Genomic DNA, 19,459 nt, shown 5'->3' with positions numbered 1-19,459 from the left:
GCCGTCCCGATATCGGTCGGTCCGCCAGCCCGCTCGGTCGGTGCCGACGCGCGGATACGTGAGTCTGGTCCGCCCCCAATGTTAGAAGACGACCCACTGAATAGGGGGGCTTTAAAATGGGGATAACAGCTTAGTCCGGGGCCTGCAACGCGTTCGGCATGGTCGAGGGGAGTCTCGCGACCGTCGCCGTCAGGGAACCGAACTGCTGTCCGGTCGCGCCGATGAGTACCGGGGGTCGCGTTCGGTCGGTCTCGCAGGGACAGCCGGTCGACGGAAGCGTCACCGTCGAAGTGACGACCGACGAGGCGGTCGCCCGGGACGGCGTGCCCGGCGACCGGATTTTCAGCTACGACTCGGAAGCGGTCCACCGGGTCGAGCGGCAGGCCGACCAGGACTGCGCCTGCGAGCGCGTCGAGGAGTACGGCTGCCCGGTCCGGGACGTGACGGCCGAGAACGGGACCATCGAACTGTCGTTCATCTCCGAAGACCTGGACGTAATCCGGGAGACCGGCGTCACCGTTCGGTCGCTCCGGCGCTCGGACGGGACCGGCAGTCACTCGGAACCCGCCTTCGTCGACGAGGCGACGTTCACCGCCCGGCAACGCGAGGTGTTGGGGACGGCCTACCGACTGGGCTACTTCGAGCGGCCGAAAGGGGCCAACGCCGAGCAGGTCGCGACCGAACTGGGGGTCGCCCCGTCGACGTTCGCGGAACACCTCGCGGCCGCCCAGACGAAGCTCATGGCCGCGCTGTTCGGCGCGACCGCCGACGAGGACTGATCCGGTCGGTCGCCGGCTCGGCCCGGACGACCCCGAACAAATTCGGGACTGTACCCACGGCGTGGCTGGCCGTACCGCCTCGTATGAACATCCCCTCGCCGTTCTCCGGCGACGACGCGACGTTCGACGACTACGACGCGTTCGTTCCCGAGAGCATCCCCGACCCCGGCAGGTACCTGGCCGAGCACGACGTGCTGACCGGCCGTGACCACCTCGCCGTCCACCAACTGACCCGCACGCTGTTCGACGAGCGCGGCGTGTACGACATGACCTTCGGCTACAACCTCGCGCGGTTGAACCTCGACGTGCGCCACCCCGACGCCGGTTACCGGTACGCGCGCGAACGCGGCGCGACCGACGGCCCCGACGCCGGCGACCGTCGCGTCCTCGTCGCCGAGTTCACGCCGACGACGGAGTTTTGCCCCCAGAGTACGACGCTCGCGAAGGGGTCGTTCCGGGCCTGGAACGGTCTCGCGGACCGCCACGAGTACGACCTCGTCCGGGTCCGGGTCGACGAGATGCACCACGAAAGCGGCGTGATCAACGAGGAACTGCGCGACCACGAGGCGCGGTATCTGGAGTCCGGGGAACTCCCGGACGAGCGCGGTGGCGCTGGCGGCGGACAGGCCGGCGTGCCCGACGAGGCGGGATACGCGGAGGAACCGGAGACGCCGTTCTAGCGCCGCGCCCGCTGGCGGAAGATTCCGTGCAGGAGCCACGTGTACCCGACCGCTCCGAGCGCCGCGAGCGCCAACCCACCGGTGGCGATGGTCGGCTGATCGGTCAGTCGCCCCGCGGCGTCGACGAGGAGTCCGCCGGCCAGTGCCACCAACACGCCCAGTGCCAGCCGGTCGCCGTCCACCGGGAATTCGCCGACGGCTGGCGGGTAGAACTGCGTGGCGACGCCGACGATTGTCAGCCCGAGGAAGCCGACCAGCGCGAACCGGTAGTGGGTAACCACGAGCGCGGTATCGAGACCGACGAACGCGAACGAGAGACCGAGGCCGACGACGGCGACACCCGAGATCGCTCCGAGGCCGACCCCGTACCGGCCGACCCGCTCGCGGTCGCTCCGGGCGATCAGCCACAGCACGGCCAGCGCGAAGGCGACGACCGCGAGGGCTTCGAGGGCGGCCCCGAACCGGAATATCGGCCCCGCTGGCAGTGTCAGTGCGAGGAGTACCGGTGCGCCCGCGCCCGACGGCAGTGCGACCGCGACCAGCGTTTTCGGCGGGTCGGCGACGAAGAATCGGGGGAGGAGTCGGAAGCCGACGGCGAAGACGAGCAGGGCCGCGGTCCCTGCCGCGAACAGGTGCGTGCGCTGGGGCGCGTACGGGAACGGCGCGTCGACCGGGATGTGGGCAGCGACGAGGACCGCCGTCCCGACCGCGAGATACGCGAAGGCGACGGGCATCGCGGCGTTGGCGATCCGGTCGACCGGTCGTCGGTCGGCGTCGTGGTCGCCCGTTCCCGTCTCGGCGCCGGCGAGGTTGTCACGGATCGTCCAGGCGAGCGTTCCGAGAAACACCGCGACGCCGGCGGCCCACAGCAGCGCGCCGGCCGCACCGACGAGTGCGGGGACCCACGGCAGTCCGACCGCCGCGAGCCCGGCGGTGCCGAGAACCGAGAGGGCAAGCTGGATCGCGGGTGCCCGCGGGAACGCGAGGGTGCGGTCGAAGTACGACGGCACGAGTGCGTAGGCCTTCCCGAACAGCGTGTGGAAGACGAAGCCAAAGAGGACGAGTGTCACCTCGGTCCGGCGCGGGAGTGCGAACAGGGCAGCGAGACTCCACAGAACCAGCCAGCAGGCCCCGGCCGCGACGAACCGGCGGGTCCATCTGGATACCGTGGCGCTCGCCGTCGACATAGCGGCGTCTCGTACGCCGGTGTGAAAAGGCTCGGTCCCGAACCGATTCGGGACAACCGGCAGGCGGCGCGGGCCGGTAGCTCCGGGTATGCCAGCCACGGACCTCGACAGCGAACGCGACTACGCCGACGACCAGTTCAGCGCCCAGGGCGTCTTCCGCACCGAGCGCTCGAAGGCTGTCTGTGCGTACTTCGAGCCCGGACAGTTCATCCCGGTCCACGCACCGGACAGCGACGTGACGGTCGTCGTCCAGTCGGGGCGGGGAATCGTCAGGGACGGCGACACCGACCACGCGGTCGAACCGGGCTCGGTCGTGAGCGTTCCCGCCGGCACCGACCGCGGCGTCAGAGCCACCGCGGGCGAGCGTCTGGAAGCCGTGCTGGTGACCGCACCGCCCCCCACCGACGCCGAACACGAACCCGTCCGCCGGGGCCTGCAAAACGGCGAGTTCGAACCGTAGCCGAACACGTTCGGGACAACCCGGAGGGCGACCCGGTGGGAACTGTCGGTGTATGCCAGAAATCGACGTGCGCGAGATTCCGCCCAAGGAGCGCCACCCGAAGATCATGGACACCTTCGCGGAGATGGCCTCCGGAGAGACCCTGCGGCTGATCAACGACCACGACCCCAAGCCGCTGTACTACGAGATGGAGGCCGAGGTCGACGCTTTCGACGCGGACAACTACGAGGTGCGCCGCGAGGACACCGAGAAATTCGTCGCGGAGTTCCCCAAGCAGTGATGGCCGAAACCGTCGCACTCGACGAACTGACCGGGTCACCCCACGCGAAACTGTTCGACGACCCGCTGGTGATCCGGCTCGAGCTGGCGGCCGGCGAGCGGGTCGACCCGCACCGCCACCCCGAGCGGACGGTCGTCCTGCACCTGCTCTCGGGGGAGATCGCGCTCGACCTCGACGACGAGACCCACGATCTCGAACCGGACGACGTGATCCGGTTCGACGGCCGCCGCGAGGTGTCCCCGAAGGCCGTCGAGGACAGCGAGGCACTGCTGGTACTCTCCCGACGGGTCGAGGATTAGTCGCCGAACAGGTCCAGCGCGACCCGGACAGCCTCGGCGTCGGGGTCCGGGCCCGCCGCCGTCTCGTTCTCGCTACTGCTCCCATCCACACCCTGTCGAAGCGCCGCTTTCGGCGTCGCGACCAGCCGCCCGGTGAGCCGGTCGGCCAGCCGCCGGACCGCGGCGCGTGTCTCCGGGTCAGGGTCGCCCACCGTCTCCAGTTCGGCCAGCGCGCGCTCGACCTGTCGCTCCCGGACCGTGGCCGCGCGGTCGTCGATACGCTCGATGGCCCGCGCGATATCCGTGGACTCGTCGCCGGGATGCTCGCCGACCGTATCGGCCTCTGCAGTCCCGGTCACGGCGTCCAGACGACGGTCACGACGGCCGCGTCCAGTTCGACGGTGCCGTACGCGTAGCCCCGGTCGTCGAGTTTGGGGTAGAGATGCTGTGGCGCGCGGTCGTTGAGCTGGACCAGGACCGTCCCGTCGTCGAGTTCCGTGAGCCGCTCCAGCGTCTGCTTCAGCGGTTTGGGCGGCCCGAGGTCCCGCGCGTCCAGTCGCTCCCGCGGTGCCGAGCGCGGTGCACCCGTCTCCTCGACGGCTCTGCGGGCGATGTCTGTGGTCTCGACTCCCATACTCGAACGTTCGTCGAGGCTACCCCCAACCGTTATGCCGAACTGGTTCGGACCATACCCCGAACATGTTCGGAGACACGTACTGGGAGGCGTGCCGGCAAGTATCGGGTATCCCATGCCACGAGCCAAACTGAGCGTCCGACTGCCGCAGGCGGCCTGGATCGGCGACCTCTCGACGGACTACCCGGACGTGGAGTTTCGGGTGCTGGCGGCGCTCCCGACCGGGGAGACCGGTGTCGGGCTGGTCGAACTCAGCGGCCCGAACCTCCCGGAGGTAATCCGGCGCATCCAGGAGCGTGAGACCATCGTGTCGCTGGATCTGCTCGGCGAGTCCGACGGCCGGACGCTGATCCAGTTCGAGACGACCGAACCGCTCTTGTTGTTCTCGGTCAAGGAGTCGGGCATCCCGCTGGAGCCGCCGGTCGAGATCCGCGACGGCCGCGCGACCGTGGAGGTGACCGCCTCTCAGGACCGACTGTCGACGTTCGGCTCCCAGCTCGAACAGTTCGGCATGAGCTTCGACGTGGAGTTCGTCCGGCGGACCGTCGACTCGACGGACCAGTTGCTGACCGACCGCCAGCGTGACCTCGTGGTGGCGGCCGTCCAGCAGGGGTACTACGACACGCCGCGTGAGTCGTCGCTGACGGAGCTGGCCGACCACCTCGGGATGGCGAAATCGACCGTCAGCGAGACGTTACACCGCGCCGAGGGGACCATCGTCAAGGAGTTCGTCGCGGAACTCGACGAGGGGTTGATCGCCGAGGCCCAGTGACGGTCGACGTTCCTACAGTCTGAGAACGTCGCCCGCCGGTTTTGACGTGAGGGTGTAAACGTACAGATATGAGCACGACCGAACCCAACCCCATCCAGGCCGGCGTCAGGGTGACCCTCGCCATCACGCGGCCGCGTGAGTGTCCGCTCGCGGAAGCGTCGAGCGATTCCGGGGCCCGGGTCGACTCGGTTGCCCGGACCAGTTGCGGGTCACAGACGAGTACCAGCACGGAGTTCACGGTCCAGAGCGACACCGCGGCCGACGGCGTCGACGGCGACCCGGTGTTCCGGACCGACGAGGGCGTCCGCTACCGCTGTCAGTGCGAGGCCGAGACCTGTCTGGTGGATCTGGTCGAGAGCTACGGCTGTCCGGTCAGCGACGTGCACGCCGTCGACGGGACGCTGTATCTGGTGTTCTACGCACCGGATCCCGACCGGGTGCGCGAGATCGTCGCCGCCGCCCGCGAGCGGTTCGACGACGTGGCCGTCCGCAATCTCAGCCAGTCCGGCGAACTCGTCGGCAACGGCTTCGTCTCCGTCGACACCGGGCGGCTGACCGAGCGCCAGCGCGAGGTCCTGGCGACCGCCTACGAGATGGGCTACTTCGACTACCCGAAAGGGGCCAACGCCGAGGAAGTGGCCGGGGAACTCGGCATCTCGCCGTCGACACTCGCCGAACACCTCGCCGCGGCCCAGCGGAAGGTCCTCGGACCGGTCGCCCGCGAGTCGCTCTAATCGCCCGTCGCTTCCAGCCTGGCGGACCGGCTAGTCGCCCGCTGCACCCTCACCTGCATCGTACCCATCGGGGACGTGGGGGCAGAGCGGATCGCTCGCCAGCGGATCGCCCGTGGTCGCGTACGCCCGGGACCGACTCCCGCCACAGACGTGCCGAAACTCACAGGCTCCGCACTTCCCCGAGAGCCGATCACGGTCCCGGAGCGCGGTGAACAGGTCCGAATTCCGGTAGCAGTCCACGAGGTCGTCCTCGCGGACGTTGCCAGCCGACTCGGGCAGAAATCCCGAGGGGTACACGTCGCCGGTGTGGCTCACGAACGCGAAGCCGTCGCCCGCGACGATGCCGCCCCGTCGCTGGCGTCCGGCGTCGGCGCTCCCGTCGTCCGCGTCCCCGTCCGCGGCCCGACGCTGGAGTTTGACGCGCCGGTAGTGGGGTGCTTCGGTCGTCTTGATACCGAACGGTTCCTCGTCGGCGGTCTCGGCCAGCCAGTCCATCACGCGGTCGGCGCGTTCGGGGTCGATGGAGTCGAGCAACTGGCCGCGGCCGACGGGGACGAGAAAGAACACGCTCCACAGCACCGCACCCAGTTCGCGAACGCGGTCGCGGATCGTCGGCAACTGCTCGACCGTCTCGGCACAGACCGTCGTGTTGATCTGGAGCGGGAGCCCCGCATCGCGGGCGGCCTCGGCCGCGTCCACCGTCGCCGCGAAGCTCCCGGTCTCCCCGCGGAAAGCGTCGTGACTCTCGGCGTCGCCGCCGTCGAGGCTGAGCGCGATTCGGCGGAGGCCGGCCTCGGACAGGTCCTCCAGCACGTCGGCGGTCAATTCGTCGGTGCCGCTGGGCGTCAGGGACACACTCAGCCCCTGCTCTGACCCGTAGCGGACCAGTTCGGTGAGGTCGGATCGTTTGCACGGGTCACCCCCGGAGAGGACGACGAGCTGGTTCTCGGCGAACTCGCGGGCCGAATCGAGCAGGGCTTTCCCCTCGTCGGTCGTGAGTTCGTCGGGGTGACGCATCGACTGTGCGTCGGCCCGGCAGTGTTCGCAGGCGAGTTCACAGGCCTGCGTGACTTCCCAGATCAACACCAGGGGCCGCCGGCTCGTGTCGAGATCTCGGTTCATAGATTTGGGTGGTCGTCGGATCGTCGTAACTGCGGGCAGGATTCCCACCGCCCGGGAACGGTCACTACTCGCGGACGTGGACGCGGGTCACGTGGCCGCCACAGCCACACTGTTCGACGTACTCGTACTCCACGGCCTCGCCGTAGGTCGCGTCGAGTGCCTCGTACAGGTACCCCTCGGGGTGGCCGTGGTCGCCGTGGGTCACGAGGTTGACGTGGTTGCCCGCCACCGTGTGGTCGACGGCGTCGCGGGCCTGCGCGACCACCAGCTCCCGCTCCTCGGCGTGGTGGGGCTTCTCCAGATTCGCCGACCAGGAGTTGTCGTGGGTCGACTCCGTCACCGGCTCGACCGAATCGTGTGAGACAGTCATCCCGTCTCGACGTTGGACCCGCGCCGCCGAACCACCTCTGGCGAACATGTTCGGTCCCTCGAACGCTCCCGGTGGCAGGCGCGAACGTGTTCGGCACTGGGTTTTGGGGTGGCGCGTGGATACTGGTGTCCATGCCAGGGACAGCCGTCGGGTCCGAGACCGGAAGCGACGAGCGACTGACGACAGTGACGGTGAACTGCACCGGACACGTCCGGTCGGCCGTGGGCCAGCCGCGACTGGAGTTTACCTTTACCGGAACGACGCTCCGGACGTTCCTCGACGCCTTCTTCGAGGAGTACGACGTGGCCGACATGCTCATCGCCGAGACGGAAGCGGAGGCGACCACCCGTGGCTGGGCACCCGTGGACGAGGACGTGCCCGGGACGTGGAACGCGAATCCCGAAGGCGAACAGACTCGCGCGTACGCACGAGTGCTCGTCAACGGCCGATTCAACGAGTCACTGGACGGACTCGACACCCGTCTCGACGACGGCGACCGGGTTGCGCTCGTCTACCCGTTCATGTTCTGTCTCTGATGGGTAGCCGCCATCGACCCGGCAACAATATAAACGATCCGAACCGATTCGCGTTTTCGCGAGTCCGTTCTCACCGGCTGAGAAGGCTTCTCACGCCGCAGGAACGCACTTCGCGCTTTATCCCCGTCCGACAGATAGTATCACCTGTACGGTGACTTACAATGTTCGACTCTACGCGGCGGACGTGGCTGCAGGCCTTCGGGATCAGCGGTGCGGCGGCGACCATCGCCGGCTGTTCCGGGAACGAGGCCCCATCGGTGACCGAGACGACGACTAACTCCACCCAGTCCGACGGGCCGGCCGAGACCGACGCGGACCAGGTGGCCGCGGACCCGACCGACCTCCCCGATCCCGTCGACTGGTCGTCCCCGAAGACTCACGAGGTGACGCTGGAAGTCGAGGAGGTGACCGCCGAGATCGAACCCGGCGTCACGTTCGACTACATGACCTTCGACGGGCAGATCCCCGGCCCGATGATCCGGGTCCGGCGGGGCGACACCGTCGAACTCACCCTCGACAACCTGCCGGACAACGCGATGGCCCACAACGTCGACCTCCACGCCGTCTACGGGACCGGCGGCGGCGCGGTGGCGACGACGGCCAACCCCGGCAGCGAGAACTCGATGCGGTTCCAGGCTCGCTACCCCGGCGCGTTCATCTACCACTGCGCCGTCCCGAACCTGGACTACCACATCAGTGCCGGGATGTTCGGGATGATCCTGGTCGAGCCAAAGCAGGGGCTCCCCGAAGTCGACACGGAACTGTACCTCGGCCAGCACGAACTGTACACGGACAAGGACACCGGCGAGGAGGGCCACCACGGGTTCGACTTCGAGTCGATGGCCGACGAGAATCCCACCTACGTGGTCCTCAACGGCGAGAAGTACGCCTGGGCGGCCGCACGGTACGGCCCTGTCGGGGTCGATCAGGGCGACCGCGTGCGGGTGTTCCTGGTCGACGGCGGCCCGAACCTCTCCAGTAACTTCCACCCCATCGGCAACGTCTGGAGTCAGGCCTACCGCGACGGCGGCCTCCCCGAAGACGGCGACTTCGCCGGCTACGCGGACAGGAACATCCAGACGATGAAGGTCCCGCCAGGGAGCTGTATGATCGGCGAGATGGAGACGCCGGTCCCCGAACGGATCAAACTCGTCGACCACGCCCTCTCCCGGGTCGCCCGGAAGGGCCTGCTCGCCGAAGTCGACGTGAACGGGAGCGGGAACGACCGGATCTACGACCCCGACGCGAAAGGGTCCAGCCACGAAGGCCCCCTCTACGAGTGACCGACCGGGGCCGAAATCCCGTTTCGACCCTCGATATCGCCCGGTGTGCTAGACACCAGAGTTAATTCGTCCCCAAACACTGTGGTGTGATATGACACACCACGAGTCCGACGCGCTCGGTCGGACGTTCGGTCTCCAGCGGACGGCCGTCCGCGAGGGCCGCATGGCTGTGTGGAACGGACTCGTCTTCCAGCGCCAGGTCGACGACGCGGTGCTGGCCGGCCTGCAGGCGGAGGTGGCCACACGCGAGGCGGTCGTCGAGTTCTGTGCCGACGCCGTTCGTGACGGGGCCGACTGGCTCGACGACGCGCTCCGCGGCGAACCGGCCGCCGACCAGTCGGGCCCGCTCCGGCGACTGGCCGAGCGACCGCTCGATGCCCTCGTGAGTGCGAATGAAGCCGCCGGCGAGAGACTCGTCGACGCCGCCGACGCGGGATTCGACCGCTACGAGCGCGGGCTTCGGTCGGTGTTGCTCGCGCTCAATCGCCGGCTCAACGTCTTGCTGGCCAAACACGAGGCACTCGAGGCGCGACTGCGCGAGTACGTCGAGTCCCTCGACGAGGACGAGAAAGCCGAGCAGGTGGCCGACTTCCGCCGCCAGCTGTCGACGCTCCAGACGGACCTGGAGACGATGCACGCCCGACTGGCCAGCTACGAGGTCGGGCCGGCCGACTGATTCCGGTGGCGGCCAGGCGAGGCCGAACTGCCAGTTTCGTATCACTAGCCTTCAAACGGCTGGCTACCGACACTCGGCACATGGCAAACGACGATAATCCGGTCAGCCAGGCCTTCGAACTCCAGCGGCAGGCGCTCGAACGGAGCCAGAAGGCCATGCAGCAGGGGATCGAGTTCCAGCAGCGGCTCAACGAGGCGATGTTGAGCGGGGTGGAAGGCAGTGCCGAGGCGTCCGAACGCGGCTCGGAGATGACACGCGAGGCGATCCACAGCACTCTCGACGCCATCGAGGGGATGGTTCCCGAGGACGAGACGGACTTCGACCAGATCCGGGAGGCAATCGACCAGCAGTTCGACGCCGCCGAGGAGGCGACCCAGCAGGCCAACGAGCAGGCGCTGGAGGTCACCGAGGCCGGCTTCGACAACGCCGAATCGGCCGCCGAGTCTTACGTCGAGTCGGTCGACCAGCAGGTCGAACAGCTTCGCCAGGCCCACGAGGACCTCGAAGAACAGACCCTCTCCTTCCTCGAACAGACCGAAGAACAGCTCGAAAAACTCCAGCAGGAGACCGACGGCACGCCCTTCGAAGGGTTCGAACAGCTCCAGACCCAGATGGAGGAGCTGCGCGAACGCCTCAGTCAGTGACTTGGGCACACGACCGGAGATCCAGCCTCCGTCGCCCGATTCGTTCCGGGGAGGGCTACTCTTAAGAGTGCGGCGCCCGACCGCCCACGTACAGCTATGGCAGACGAAACGCCAGTCAGCGAGATCATGAGCTCCCCGGTCAAGACGGTCGGAAACGACGCGACCGTCGAAGAGGTGGCGCGCGTGTTCGCGGAGGAAGGCGTCGGCTCACTCATTATCGGCGAGGACCCCATCACCGGCATCATCACCGAGTACGACGTGGTCAAGTCCATCGGGCAGGGCAAGGACCCGGCGGACACGACCGTCGGCCAGTTGATGTCCGAACCGGTCGTGACCATCCGGCCCGACGATACCGTGGAGAACGCCGGCGACCGCATGGGCAACAACGGCGTCAAGAAGTTGCCCGTCACCGAGGACGGCAAGCCCGTCGGCATCGTCACGACGACGGACCTGGCACATTACCTGCCCCACCACCGCCTGGAGATGGCCGGGCAGACCGAAGAAGACGTCTCCGACGGCGAGTTCGAGTAATCGACCTCCGTCGGCGGTACCCCCTTCGCGACCGAACACAGCAGGCGTCCCGACCGCAAAACCGCCCAGAGAGAAAACGTACTACTGGCCGTCCCAGTCCATCCGGCACGTCTCGTCACAGAAGTGCGCCGACTGCACCTCTTCGTCATCGATCCACGTTATTACGCGGTGGTCCGGTTCGTCGACGACAACATCCTCACACGTCTCACAGACGGGCGCGTCGTCCTCCGATACGTCTTCGCCGATATCCGATGTCGGATCGACCATTGAGTGTACCTGTGCAACCGACGTACTTAATCCCACATATCGCCGCCGAGCGACGAGGCCCGACAGCGGCGGGCCGTCGGTCGGGACTCAGATCGAGCGCTCGTAGTCGGGGTCGAACATCTGTGCCGACATGGGCGCGGGGTCGCCCTCGGTCAGGTTGTACTCGCTGAAGTCCGTGACGCCGGCCTCGGCGAGCAGTTCCTCGTCGTAGACCGCGTTCCCGGTGAACTCCGCGGGGTCCCGCGAGAGGATCTCCATGACTGTATCCGCGACGATCTGGGGCGTCCGCCAGTCGTCCTCGGTACCCATGCCGAAGTACCGGGTCGCGCGCGTGTCGATGGCGGTCACCGGCCAGAAGGAGTTACAGCCGATGTCGTAGCCGCCCAGTTCCTGGGCCAGCGAGAGCGTGATGAACGACATCCCCATCTTCGACCACGAGTAGGCGGCCTTACCGGGCGAGCGGTCGATCTCGACCGGCGGCGCGTTCGTCAGGAGCCACGCGTCCTCCTCGACCTCTTTGAGGTGGTCGAGGAACGCGCGGGAGACCAGGTAGGTGCCACGCACGTTGACCTCGTTCATGAGGTCGTAGCGGTTGGCCGGCATCTGCTCGACGTTGGCCATCTGGATCGCGCTCGCGTTGTTGATGACGATGTTGATCTCGCCCAACTCCGCGATGGCCTCCTCGACGGCGGCCTCGACGGCGTCCTCGTCGCGGACGTTCAGCTGGATCGCGTGCGTGTCGACGCCCTTCTCGGCGCACTCCTCGGCCGTCTTGTGGATCGTCCCCTCCAGGTCGGTGTCGGAGTCGTCGACGGTCTTGCCCGTCGAGACGACGTTACAGCCGGCCTCGGCGAGTTCGAGCGCGAGCGCCTTGCCGATGCCGCGGGTGGTTCCGGTGATGAACGCGGTCTGACCGCTGAGGTCTGGTGTCTCGATCATCCGTGACTGTTCCACTCTGGCATACCTCATATAACTCCTGCAACGGCGGTCGCTACGGGAAGCGGTGGACCGCGACAGAACGGCGTGAAATTAAGTCACGGGCCCCCAACAAGCGACCATGCCCTCGGTCGTCGTTGCCAACGCAAAACGCCTCCTCGTCTGGCTCGTGAGTCTCGCTGTCGCCGCCCTTTCCGTCGCGCTCGCGATTGGCTCGGTCCCCTGAGTCAGCGGTCCCGCGTGACCGATTCGCCGGGTTCGGTCGTCGCCCCGGGCGAGAGCGTCACGCCGGGACGCAGGCTCGTGTTGATCCCCGTCTTGGCCCCGTCGCCGGCCACGACGCCGAACTTCCGCCGGCCTGTCGAGACCCGCTCGCCCTTGACCGTCAGTTTCACCTCCTCGTCGTCGTGCCGGAGGTTCGCCACCTGCGTCCCCGCGCCAAAGTTCACGTCCCGACCGAGGACGCTGTCCCCGACGTAAGACAGGTGGGGCACGTTCGTCCCCTGCATGATCACGCTGTTTTTGACCTCGACGCCGTTGCCGACGTGGGCGTCTTCACAGAGTAGTGTCGAGCCCCGAATGTACGCGTTCGGGCCCACGTCCGCGCCGCTCCGGAGCAGTGCCGGTCCCTCGATCACGACGCCCGGTTCGACGGTCGCCCCCTCCTCGACGACGACCGGGCCACGGAGGTCGGCGTCGTCGCTCACGTCACCCCTGACCGTGGGTTCGAGTTCGTCGAGCTTCCACTCGTTGGCCTCCAGCAGTTCCCAGGGGCGGCCGACACCGAGCCAGCGCTCGACTTCGACCGTCCGCACGTCGAACTCGTCGATCACCCGCTCCAGCACGTCCGTAATCTCGTGTTCGCCGCGTTCGCTCATCGGCACGTCCAGCCAGTCCCGTGCCTCGGCGGGGAAGACGTACGCGCCGACGTTGACCAGACTGGAGGGCGGATCCGTCGGCTTCTCCTCGATATCCGTGACAGTGCCGTCCTGCACGTCGAACACGCCGTAGGGTGTCGGGTCCTCGACGGCGTACGTGCCGACTGCGGGGCCGCCGGTGAACAGCGCCGACAGCGCGCCTGGATCGTAGAGGTCGTCGCCGTTCAGCACGGCGAAAGCCCCGTCGATGTGGTCTTCGGCCGCTTTCACGGCATGGGCCGTCCCGAGCTGCTCCTCCTGGAGGGCGTAGGACACCGGCACGCCCCGGTAGCGGTCGCCGAAGTGGTCCCGCACGACCGCCTGTTCGTAGCCGACGACGAACACGAGTTCGTCGACGCCTGCCTCCACCGCCGCGTCGGCGGTGTGGGCCGAGAGCGGCCGGTCGGCCACCGGCAACATCGGTTTCGGCAGCGACGCCGTCAGCGGACGCATCCGCGTCCCCTCTCCCGCGGCGAGGATCACAGCCTGCATGTTCGGCCCTGCCGCTGGCTCCCACATAGCCCTACCGGCTGTTCGTCACCGTAGGACGCACACTCGTATCCTGTACTCTCCAGGGCCGGCCGCATCGCTCGGCACTGGCGCGCCTCGTCGGACGAATCGCTGGACGGAAAGGGCGGGATTCGAACTACGTCCAGACGGTCCGGGCGTCCGACCTCGCTCCGCTCGGTCGTTCCGGGCTGCGACTGGCCTCGTTCAAATCTGCACTCGTCCACGAACGGACGCACCGCTCGAGGTTGGTACGTCTCGCGGGAGGAGTCTGTTCGTGGACGGAAGGGGCGGGATTCGAACCACGCGAAGCCCATTGCGGGTTGACCGATAGCCGGGTTTCTGGCATTCCAACCATCGGCGCTCTACCACTGAGCCACCCTTCCAAGCGAGAATTAGTTGGTCTCCGAGCGGTATGAACCCTACGGTGCCCCCGAAATCGACCGGGTGTTCTCACTCGCCGTCCGTGCAATCCAGCTCGTACTCGCGGGCCCGCTCCCTGACCGCCGCCGCGTCGACGCCGACGTGGTCGCCGTCCTCGTACAGCACGTCGCCGTCGACCATCGTGAACGCCACGTCGTCGCCGTGGGCCGAGTAGACCAGGTGCGAGTACACGTCGTGGATCGGGACCGCTCGCATCCGGTCGGTCCAGAGGCCGATCACGTCCGCTCTCCAGCCCTCGCGGAGACGGCCGACACGGTCGAAGCCCGCGGCGTTCGCGCCGTTTGTCGTCGCCATCGCGAACACCGTCCGGGCGGGCAGGGTCGTCGGATCGAGCGCGTCCACTTTCCCCAGCAGGCTGGCCTGGCGCATCTCGGTGAACGGGTCGAGCGTGTTGTTGCAGGGCGGCCCGTCGTTGCCCAGCGCGACGTTGATGCCGCGGTCGAGGTAGTCCGCGACCGGGGCGACCCCGGAGGCGAGTTTCATGTTCGACGACGGGCAGTGGGTGACGTGGGTCCCAGTCTCGGCCAGAATCTCCCGTTCGCGCTCGTCGGTCCAGACGCAGTGGGCCAGCACCACGTCCTCGCCGGTCAGCCCCACCTCGTGGAGCCACTCGACGTTTCGCATGCCGGTCTCCCCTTCGATCCGTTCGATCTCGCCCCGGTTCTCGCTGGCGTGGGTGTGGAGCCGGACCCCTTCGTGTGCATTGGCCAGTTCGCGCGCGCCACGGAGACAGGCTTCGGTGCAACTGATCGCGAACCGCGGCGTGACAGCGTACTGAATGCGTCCGCCGCAGGTGTCGTGGTAGCGCTCGATCAGTCGCCCGCTCTCGGTCAGCGCCTCGTCGGCGGATTCCTGCAGGCCGGCGGGCGCGTCCCGGTCCATCAGCACTTTTCCCATCCGGGCGCGGATGCCCAGGTCGGCGGCCGCCTCGAACGCCCGATCCGCGTGGTGGACCGACAGGTGGTCGATCACGGTCGTCGTGCCGGACTCGATGGCCTCCAGATAACCCACTTCGGCCGCGAGCCGCATTCCCTCGGCGTCCAGTGTCGCCTCCATCGGGAGAATGTGATCGGTGAGCCACTCCAGGAGGTCGGTGTCGTCGGCGATGCCGCGGCCGAGCGACTGGACGGAGTGGACGTGTCCGCCGACGAGTCCCGGTGCGAGGATGTCGTACTCCCGGGACTCGTGGTCCGGGTACCGCTCCCGGATGTCGTCGGCCGAGCCCACCGCCTCGATCCGGTCCCCGTCGACCACGACCGCCCCGTCCTCGACCACCGTCTCGGCGTCGGCGACGACCGTCCCCGCGAGTAACATACCCTCCCCACGTAGCGCGGTGACCGGCAAAAAGCTCCCGACAGACCCAACCGTTCGCCGGCCCACGGTCGAGTCATGTGTGGCCGCACCTCACTGTTCGCGCCGGCGGCTGAACTCCGCGAGCGCTTCGACGCGACCGTTCCCGACGACTACCGGCCGCGGTACAACGTCGCGCCCTCCGAACCAGTCGAGGTCGTCACGAACGAGGCTCCCGATCGGATCGACCGATTTCGCTGGGGCCTGCTCCCGGAGTGGGCCGACGCCGACGACGAGGGGTTCATCAACGCCCGGTCGGAGACGGCCGCCGAGAAACCCGCCTTCGAGGCCGCCTGGGAGTCTCGCCCCTGTCTCGTCCTCTCCTCGGGATTCTACGACTGGAAACCCGTCGAGCGCGGTCCGAAACAGCCCTACCGGTTCCACCGAGAGAACGAGGTGGCCTTCGCTATGGCCGGCCTGTGGGAGCGACGCGAGACCAGCGCCGGGACTCTCGATACGGTCACGGTCCTCACGACCGAGCCGAACGACGTGGTAGAACCCATCCACCACCGGATGCCCGTGATCCTGCCCCGCGACGAGGAGGCGACCTGGCTGACCGCGGGGCCCGACGAGCGCGAGTCCCTGTGCCGGCCATACCCCGGCGACGACCTCGACGCGTATCCCATCTCGACGGCCGTCAACGACCCCAGCAACGACTCGCCGTCGATCATCGAACCCGACGAGTCCGAACAGTCGGGACTGGGCGAGTTTGCCTGACTGAGTGGTTCTTCAACCGTGGACTCGTGAGTCCCCCATCTACTGCTTTACCTATTTGTTACTGGACATTTCTCATGGTGCGTGCAAGATGTAGAGCGTGTGTTGCGCAGTGAGAAACACGTCGAAAGCGACATTCAGTAGTCTAAACAACCACGAATATGTCGAAGCTGTCTCTGATAAGTATAATACTGGGGGTTGTGCTGCTCGGAGTTGCTGGATACATGGCATACTCTCAGCAACAAAGCCTCTCGTCCGGGGTGCAGATTGAAGCCACGGTAGAGAGCAAAGAAGTCACCATGGACTCCTCAAAAAGGGGGGACAGGTACACCCCCCACGTCACTTACAGCTACACGTACAACGGAACCCAATACAGTTCCGACAACATCAGACCGGGAATCGGAACAAAAGCGTCCGACACAAGGACTGCCGCGGAAGACAGAATTGACCAGTATAATGTCGGTGAGACAACCACGGCCTATGTCGTGCAAGGCTCGCCCTCAAAATCGTATCTCGAAAGAGAGAGTAGCCCTCTACCACTTATATTCGGCATCTTAGGCCTATTCCTGGTCGGAAGACCAGTCTACAAATCCGTCGCTTCTCAATTTTGAACCGCTCCGTTAGGGTGATGTCCGTCCGCTGGGTCGCTGAATCACATCACTCCGCCCGAATAACTGGATCGGCGCCAGCGGGCGTGTGGGCCGACGCGCCTCGGCCCGCCTCGAGCCGTGTCGACCGGCCGGTCGTTGAGGCCGTTCACGACCCGTCCGTGGTCCACGGTCCGAAGCCGACCGTCCGGCCGGTAACGTGCACCGCAAACCTATCGTAGCGGAAGCTCGTTGGTATATGACGGGTGATGCTGTTCCCTCAGTTTCGATTTGTTGTCATATCTCTGCTGGGCGCGGTCCTGTCGCTGCTGGTCGTGATTCCAGCCCTCCGAAACCGCGACAAACCGGGAGCGACCGGCCTGCTCATGGTCGCACCTGGTGCGAGTCTGTTTTCGCTCGGGCTCACCCTCTTCGCGACTCCGCTTCCGGATTGGGCCGTATACGCTGCGAACAACGTGGTCGTGGCCTCGGGAGTCCTACTCGGGTTCGGGTGGCTCGTCACCGTCGGCGAGCATACGGAGACCATCGTCCCGGATCGACGAGTGTTCGCCGCGGGGGGAAGCTATTTTACGATTGTACAGACCCTCGCGCTCACCGACCCACTCCACCATCTGTTCTTTTCGCCGATCTACCTTCGGCAGTCGGAACCGCTGCTCGTACTCCCGCTCCCGCTGAACATCGTCCACATCCTCTGTATGTATGGGCTCATCTTGGCCGCCTGTGGATTACTGTTCTCTGATGTTCTCGAGACCACCGACGCGCGTCGGACGCAGAGCGGCCTACTCCTGGCCTGTATCGTGCCGCCGCTCGCGCTGAACGTACTGGACCTGCTCGGCATCACCTCGCTCAACTGGACAGCGCTGGGGTTCGTCGTGATGACACTGGGCATCGGCTGGGCGGTGCTCAGAGCCGACTTCCTCGACCTCGTCCCGGTCAGCCGTGGCCGCGCCTTGCGGAGCATGAGCGACCCGGTTGTAGCGATCGACACCGAGGGGCGGGTGATCGACGCGAACCCCGCTGCACGGGACCTCTCGGATGTCGACTCGGGCTACCAGAACGTGACCGTCGGGTCGTTCTTCCAACCGTTCCCGGACCTCGTCGAACGGCTCAAAACCGGCACCGAGGGGACGATCGCGGTGACCCACGGGGGACGCAAGCGCGACTTCAGCCTCATCGTCTCCGAAATCAACGGCCGAGGTGACAGCCCCCTTGCTCGTGTCATCGTGTTTCGAGAGGTCACGCAGTTGAAACAACGCGAGCGTGAGCTCGACCTGCTGAGTCAGGTCCAGTCACGGGTTCTCCGCCACAACATCCGCAACGAACTCGATGTCATCAAAGCACAGAACGAGCAGTTGCTGGTCGAACTCGAAGGGCGACGCGCAGAACTGGCGGAAACCACCATTTCGAGCGCCGACAGACTTCTCTCAATCAGCTCGAAGACCCGCGTCGCCGAGCAGCTCATCGAGAGCGACGAGAACCCGACAATGATCGACCTCGCCGCGACGGTCGAGCAGCTGCTCGAGACGCACCGGGAGACGTATCCGGAAGTCGCGTTCAGCGACCGGCTGCCCAATTCGTGTCCCGTCGAGACACTCCCGTCGATAAGGCTAGCACTGGACAACCTCGTAGAGAACGCTGCAGAGCACAACACCGCCGCGGACCCCGCGGTAGAGGTGGTACTTACGGAGACCGACGACGAGGTCGCGGTGAGCATCACCGATAACGGCCCGGGAATACCGGAACAGGAGCTGGCCGTTCGGGACCGGGGAAGGGAAACATCGTTGGAGCACGGGATCGGTGTGGGCTTGTGGGTCGTCGACTTGGTGATCGAGCGTTCTGGGGCCTCATTGAGCTTCGAGAGCGACACCGGGGGGACGACGGCTACGATCCGCATACCACGCCAATGACGTCCTTCCCGCAGTGAACGGGGGGATTCTCTCGCTGGATCAACCGGCAGCGTATACGATGTCCGTGGGTTGTTCGGACTCGACTCTGGCTCCGATAGGGCGCGAACCAAACAGCGGTTCGGTGACGTGGTCGGTATCGAATCGTCATCGACTGGAGGCGACCGTCACACGGTGCCCTTGGCTGCTTCAGCCGGTGGCGACGACGGCAGCTTCGATGAGATTACGTTCGGTCATCGTCGCGGATGTTTCCGACGGGCCGACCTGCGGGTCGGTCGGTTCAGCCGACCGGCCGGTGCGTGCGCGTTAGCCCTAATATCAACGACCGCAGAAACTGTGCAATGTGGGGGTAGTCTTCACTCTACAGAGAGGTCATCATCTTATAAAAGAAGAACTGGTGTTGAGTCGGCGCGTCTGCTCATTCAGTAACACATCAAACTCCCCGCCGCTGACCACAGGTCTGATTGCCGCCCCTGGGTCGTCGCCCTCGGTATTCGCGAGTTCGACTGGCAACGTGAGACTCGCGCCGGTCGCCGGCGCCTCTGCACGAACGCGATACTGGCAGGCACCGTCCCAAACCCCGTAGACCGAGTATACGGGGCAGGAGTCGGTGACGCGCGGCTCTCCGCCGTGGCTGGGCAACCGCCGGGCTCGCGCCCGATATGCGCCGTGTATCTTGCACGCGAGTCCTGACAACACTTGGATAGACAGACCGTGGGGGCACTGTCTAGTTGAGTGAGTTTGAGAAGCGAGGAGGCTGTAGCGAGAAGTGCCTATGCAACTCGCAGACCTCCTCAGCGAGACGTTGGAAGAGGACAGTCAAGACGTTTGGGAGAACGAGCGCAC

Annotated in this window: 24 protein-coding genes, 1 tRNA gene and 1 pseudogene; 16 read left to right on the top strand and 10 right to left on the bottom strand. The window is 66.5% G+C overall.

The genetic code is table 11. The features are described from left to right. Positions 1 to 158: 158 nt before the first annotated feature. Complete coding sequence (locus MU521_RS17900; protein WP_092694229.1) at positions 159 to 779, top strand: helix-turn-helix domain-containing protein; 621 nt, start codon at positions 159 to 161, stop codon at positions 777 to 779. 83 nt (positions 780 to 862) lie between these two features. Then, positions 863 to 1,459 carry a DUF7998 family protein gene (locus MU521_RS17895; RefSeq protein WP_175452914.1) on the top strand — a complete coding sequence of 199 codons (597 nt, stop codon included), beginning with the start codon at positions 863 to 865 and terminating at the stop codon, positions 1,457 to 1,459. Here the strand turns inward: MU521_RS17895 and MU521_RS17890 are convergent. Continuing rightward, positions 1,456 to 2,646: a hypothetical protein gene (locus MU521_RS17890; RefSeq protein WP_092694226.1), complete on the bottom strand. Its 1,191-nt coding sequence runs from the start codon at positions 2,644 to 2,646 to the stop codon at positions 1,456 to 1,458. The two genes, MU521_RS17895 and MU521_RS17890, sit on opposite strands and share 4 nt — an antisense overlap. Before the next feature lie 88 nt (positions 2,647 to 2,734). Here MU521_RS17890 and MU521_RS17885 point away from each other — a divergent pair, with 88 nt between their 5' ends. From MU521_RS17885 to MU521_RS17875, 3 genes are read left to right on the top strand one after another with little or no spacing between them, the layout of a single operon-like run. Further along, positions 2,735 to 3,106: a cupin domain-containing protein gene (locus tag MU521_RS17885; RefSeq protein ID WP_092694224.1), complete on the top strand. Its 372-nt coding sequence runs from the start codon at positions 2,735 to 2,737 to the stop codon at positions 3,104 to 3,106. 52 nt (positions 3,107 to 3,158) lie between these two features. Next, complete coding sequence (locus tag MU521_RS17880; RefSeq protein ID WP_092694222.1) at positions 3,159 to 3,386, top strand: DUF2249 domain-containing protein; 228 nt, start codon at positions 3,159 to 3,161, stop codon at positions 3,384 to 3,386. After that, the gene (locus MU521_RS17875; protein ID WP_092694220.1) at positions 3,386 to 3,685 is read left to right on the top strand and encodes a cupin domain-containing protein; all 300 of its coding nucleotides are present in this window, start codon (positions 3,386 to 3,388) and stop codon (positions 3,683 to 3,685) included. Before MU521_RS17880 ends, MU521_RS17875 begins: the two co-directional genes overlap by 1 nt. On the opposite strand, the gene MU521_RS17870 is transcribed toward MU521_RS17875, so the two are convergent. Then, positions 3,682 to 4,023, bottom strand: a complete 342-nt coding sequence (locus MU521_RS17870; protein WP_175452913.1) for a hypothetical protein — start codon at positions 4,021 to 4,023, stop codon at positions 3,682 to 3,684. The genes MU521_RS17875 and MU521_RS17870 overlap by 4 nt on opposite strands. Next, on the bottom strand, positions 4,020 to 4,298 hold the full coding sequence (locus tag MU521_RS17865) for a DUF2249 domain-containing protein (protein ID WP_092694216.1): 279 nt from the start codon (positions 4,296 to 4,298) through the stop codon (positions 4,020 to 4,022). The genes MU521_RS17870 and MU521_RS17865 overlap by 4 nt, the downstream gene beginning before the upstream one ends. 115 nt (positions 4,299 to 4,413) lie before the next feature. Here MU521_RS17865 and MU521_RS17860 point away from each other — a divergent pair, with 115 nt between their 5' ends. Together MU521_RS17860 and MU521_RS17855 are read left to right on the top strand one after the other, a co-directional pair. Beyond that, a complete protein-coding gene (locus tag MU521_RS17860) occupies positions 4,414 to 5,070 on the top strand; it encodes a helix-turn-helix domain-containing protein (RefSeq protein WP_092694214.1) in 657 nt (218 codons plus the stop codon). 68 nt (positions 5,071 to 5,138) lie between these two features. After that, positions 5,139 to 5,804: a helix-turn-helix domain-containing protein gene (locus MU521_RS17855; protein WP_092694212.1), complete on the top strand. Its 666-nt coding sequence runs from the start codon at positions 5,139 to 5,141 to the stop codon at positions 5,802 to 5,804. 30 nt (positions 5,805 to 5,834) lie between these two features. On the opposite strand, the gene MU521_RS17850 is transcribed toward MU521_RS17855, so the two are convergent. Together MU521_RS17850 and MU521_RS17845 are read right to left on the bottom strand one after the other, a co-directional pair. Then, positions 5,835 to 6,926, bottom strand: a complete 1,092-nt coding sequence (locus tag MU521_RS17850) for a TIGR04053 family radical SAM/SPASM domain-containing protein (RefSeq protein WP_092694210.1) — start codon at positions 6,924 to 6,926, stop codon at positions 5,835 to 5,837. 64 nt (positions 6,927 to 6,990) lie between these two features. Next, positions 6,991 to 7,296, bottom strand: coding sequence for a CGCGG family putative rSAM-modified RiPP protein (locus MU521_RS17845; protein WP_092694208.1), 306 nt, complete (start codon positions 7,294 to 7,296; stop codon positions 6,991 to 6,993). A gap of 131 nt (positions 7,297 to 7,427) precedes the next feature. On the opposite strand from MU521_RS17845, the gene MU521_RS17840 reads away from it, so the two are divergent. The 5 genes from MU521_RS17840 to MU521_RS17820 all read left to right on the top strand — a co-directional run bounded on the left by MU521_RS17840 (position 7,428) and on the right by MU521_RS17820 (position 10,966). Beyond that, positions 7,428 to 7,832, top strand: coding sequence for a MoaD/ThiS family protein (locus tag MU521_RS17840; protein ID WP_092694206.1), 405 nt, complete (start codon positions 7,428 to 7,430; stop codon positions 7,830 to 7,832). 161 nt (positions 7,833 to 7,993) lie between these two features. Further along, complete coding sequence (gene nirK, locus MU521_RS17835; RefSeq protein ID WP_092694204.1) at positions 7,994 to 9,115, top strand: copper-containing nitrite reductase; 1,122 nt, start codon at positions 7,994 to 7,996, stop codon at positions 9,113 to 9,115. A gap of 91 nt (positions 9,116 to 9,206) precedes the next feature. Next, positions 9,207 to 9,791, top strand: coding sequence for a hypothetical protein (locus MU521_RS17830; RefSeq protein ID WP_092694202.1), 585 nt, complete (start codon positions 9,207 to 9,209; stop codon positions 9,789 to 9,791). An 80-nt stretch (positions 9,792 to 9,871) separates the two neighbouring features. Beyond that, entirely contained in the window at positions 9,872 to 10,435 is a 564-nt protein-coding gene (locus MU521_RS17825) for a hypothetical protein (RefSeq protein WP_092694200.1), read from the top strand. A 96-nt stretch (positions 10,436 to 10,531) separates the two neighbouring features. Beyond that, positions 10,532 to 10,966, top strand: coding sequence for a CBS domain-containing protein (locus MU521_RS17820; protein WP_092694198.1), 435 nt, complete (start codon positions 10,532 to 10,534; stop codon positions 10,964 to 10,966). 81 nt (positions 10,967 to 11,047) lie between these two features. Here the strand turns inward: MU521_RS17820 and MU521_RS17815 are convergent, their stop codons facing one another. The 5 genes from MU521_RS17815 to MU521_RS17795 all read right to left on the bottom strand — a co-directional run bounded on the left by MU521_RS17815 (position 11,048) and on the right by MU521_RS17795 (position 15,351). Next, positions 11,048 to 11,233 (bottom strand): DUF7576 family protein, encoded by a 186-nt coding sequence (locus MU521_RS17815; protein WP_092694196.1) that lies wholly within the window; start codon positions 11,231 to 11,233, stop codon positions 11,048 to 11,050. Positions 11,234 to 11,320: 87 nt separating this feature from the next. Then, the gene (locus MU521_RS17810) at positions 11,321 to 12,172 is read right to left on the bottom strand and encodes an SDR family oxidoreductase (RefSeq protein ID WP_092694194.1); all 852 of its coding nucleotides are present in this window, start codon (positions 12,170 to 12,172) and stop codon (positions 11,321 to 11,323) included. 224 nt (positions 12,173 to 12,396) lie between these two features. Further along, entirely contained in the window at positions 12,397 to 13,578 is a 1,182-nt protein-coding gene (gene glmU / locus MU521_RS17805) for a bifunctional sugar-1-phosphate nucleotidylyltransferase/acetyltransferase (protein ID WP_092694192.1), read from the bottom strand. A 297-nt stretch (positions 13,579 to 13,875) separates the two neighbouring features. After that, positions 13,876 to 13,979: transfer RNA gene (locus MU521_RS17800), tRNA-OTHER, on the bottom strand. Positions 13,980 to 14,046: 67 nt separating this feature from the next. After that, positions 14,047 to 15,351 (bottom strand): 5'-deoxyadenosine deaminase, encoded by a 1,305-nt coding sequence (locus MU521_RS17795; protein ID WP_092694190.1) that lies wholly within the window; start codon positions 15,349 to 15,351, stop codon positions 14,047 to 14,049. A gap of 75 nt (positions 15,352 to 15,426) precedes the next feature. On the opposite strand from MU521_RS17795, the gene MU521_RS17790 reads away from it, so the two are divergent. The 4 genes and pseudogenes from MU521_RS17790 to MU521_RS17775 all read left to right on the top strand — a co-directional run. Next, on the top strand, positions 15,427 to 16,104 hold the full coding sequence (locus MU521_RS17790; RefSeq protein WP_092694188.1) for an SOS response-associated peptidase: 678 nt from the start codon (positions 15,427 to 15,429) through the stop codon (positions 16,102 to 16,104). A gap of 158 nt (positions 16,105 to 16,262) precedes the next feature. Further along, positions 16,263 to 16,712: a DUF3592 domain-containing protein gene (locus MU521_RS17785; protein WP_092694186.1), complete on the top strand. Its 450-nt coding sequence runs from the start codon at positions 16,263 to 16,265 to the stop codon at positions 16,710 to 16,712. 245 nt (positions 16,713 to 16,957) lie between these two features. After that, on the top strand, positions 16,958 to 18,616 hold the full coding sequence (locus MU521_RS17780; protein ID WP_092694184.1) for a histidine kinase N-terminal 7TM domain-containing protein: 1,659 nt from the start codon (positions 16,958 to 16,960) through the stop codon (positions 18,614 to 18,616). A 772-nt stretch (positions 18,617 to 19,388) separates the two neighbouring features. After that, positions 19,389 to 19,459 (top strand): annotated as a pseudogene (locus MU521_RS17775) (IS6 family transposase); the annotation flags it as partial.

The organism is Halorientalis regularis (assembly GCF_023698535.1).
GTDB classification, from domain to species: Archaea; Halobacteriota; Halobacteria; order Halobacteriales; family Haloarculaceae; genus Halorientalis; species Halorientalis regularis.
The sequence above is the reverse complement of the archived record's forward strand: the minus strand, read 5'-3'. Positions and strand labels throughout refer to the sequence as shown.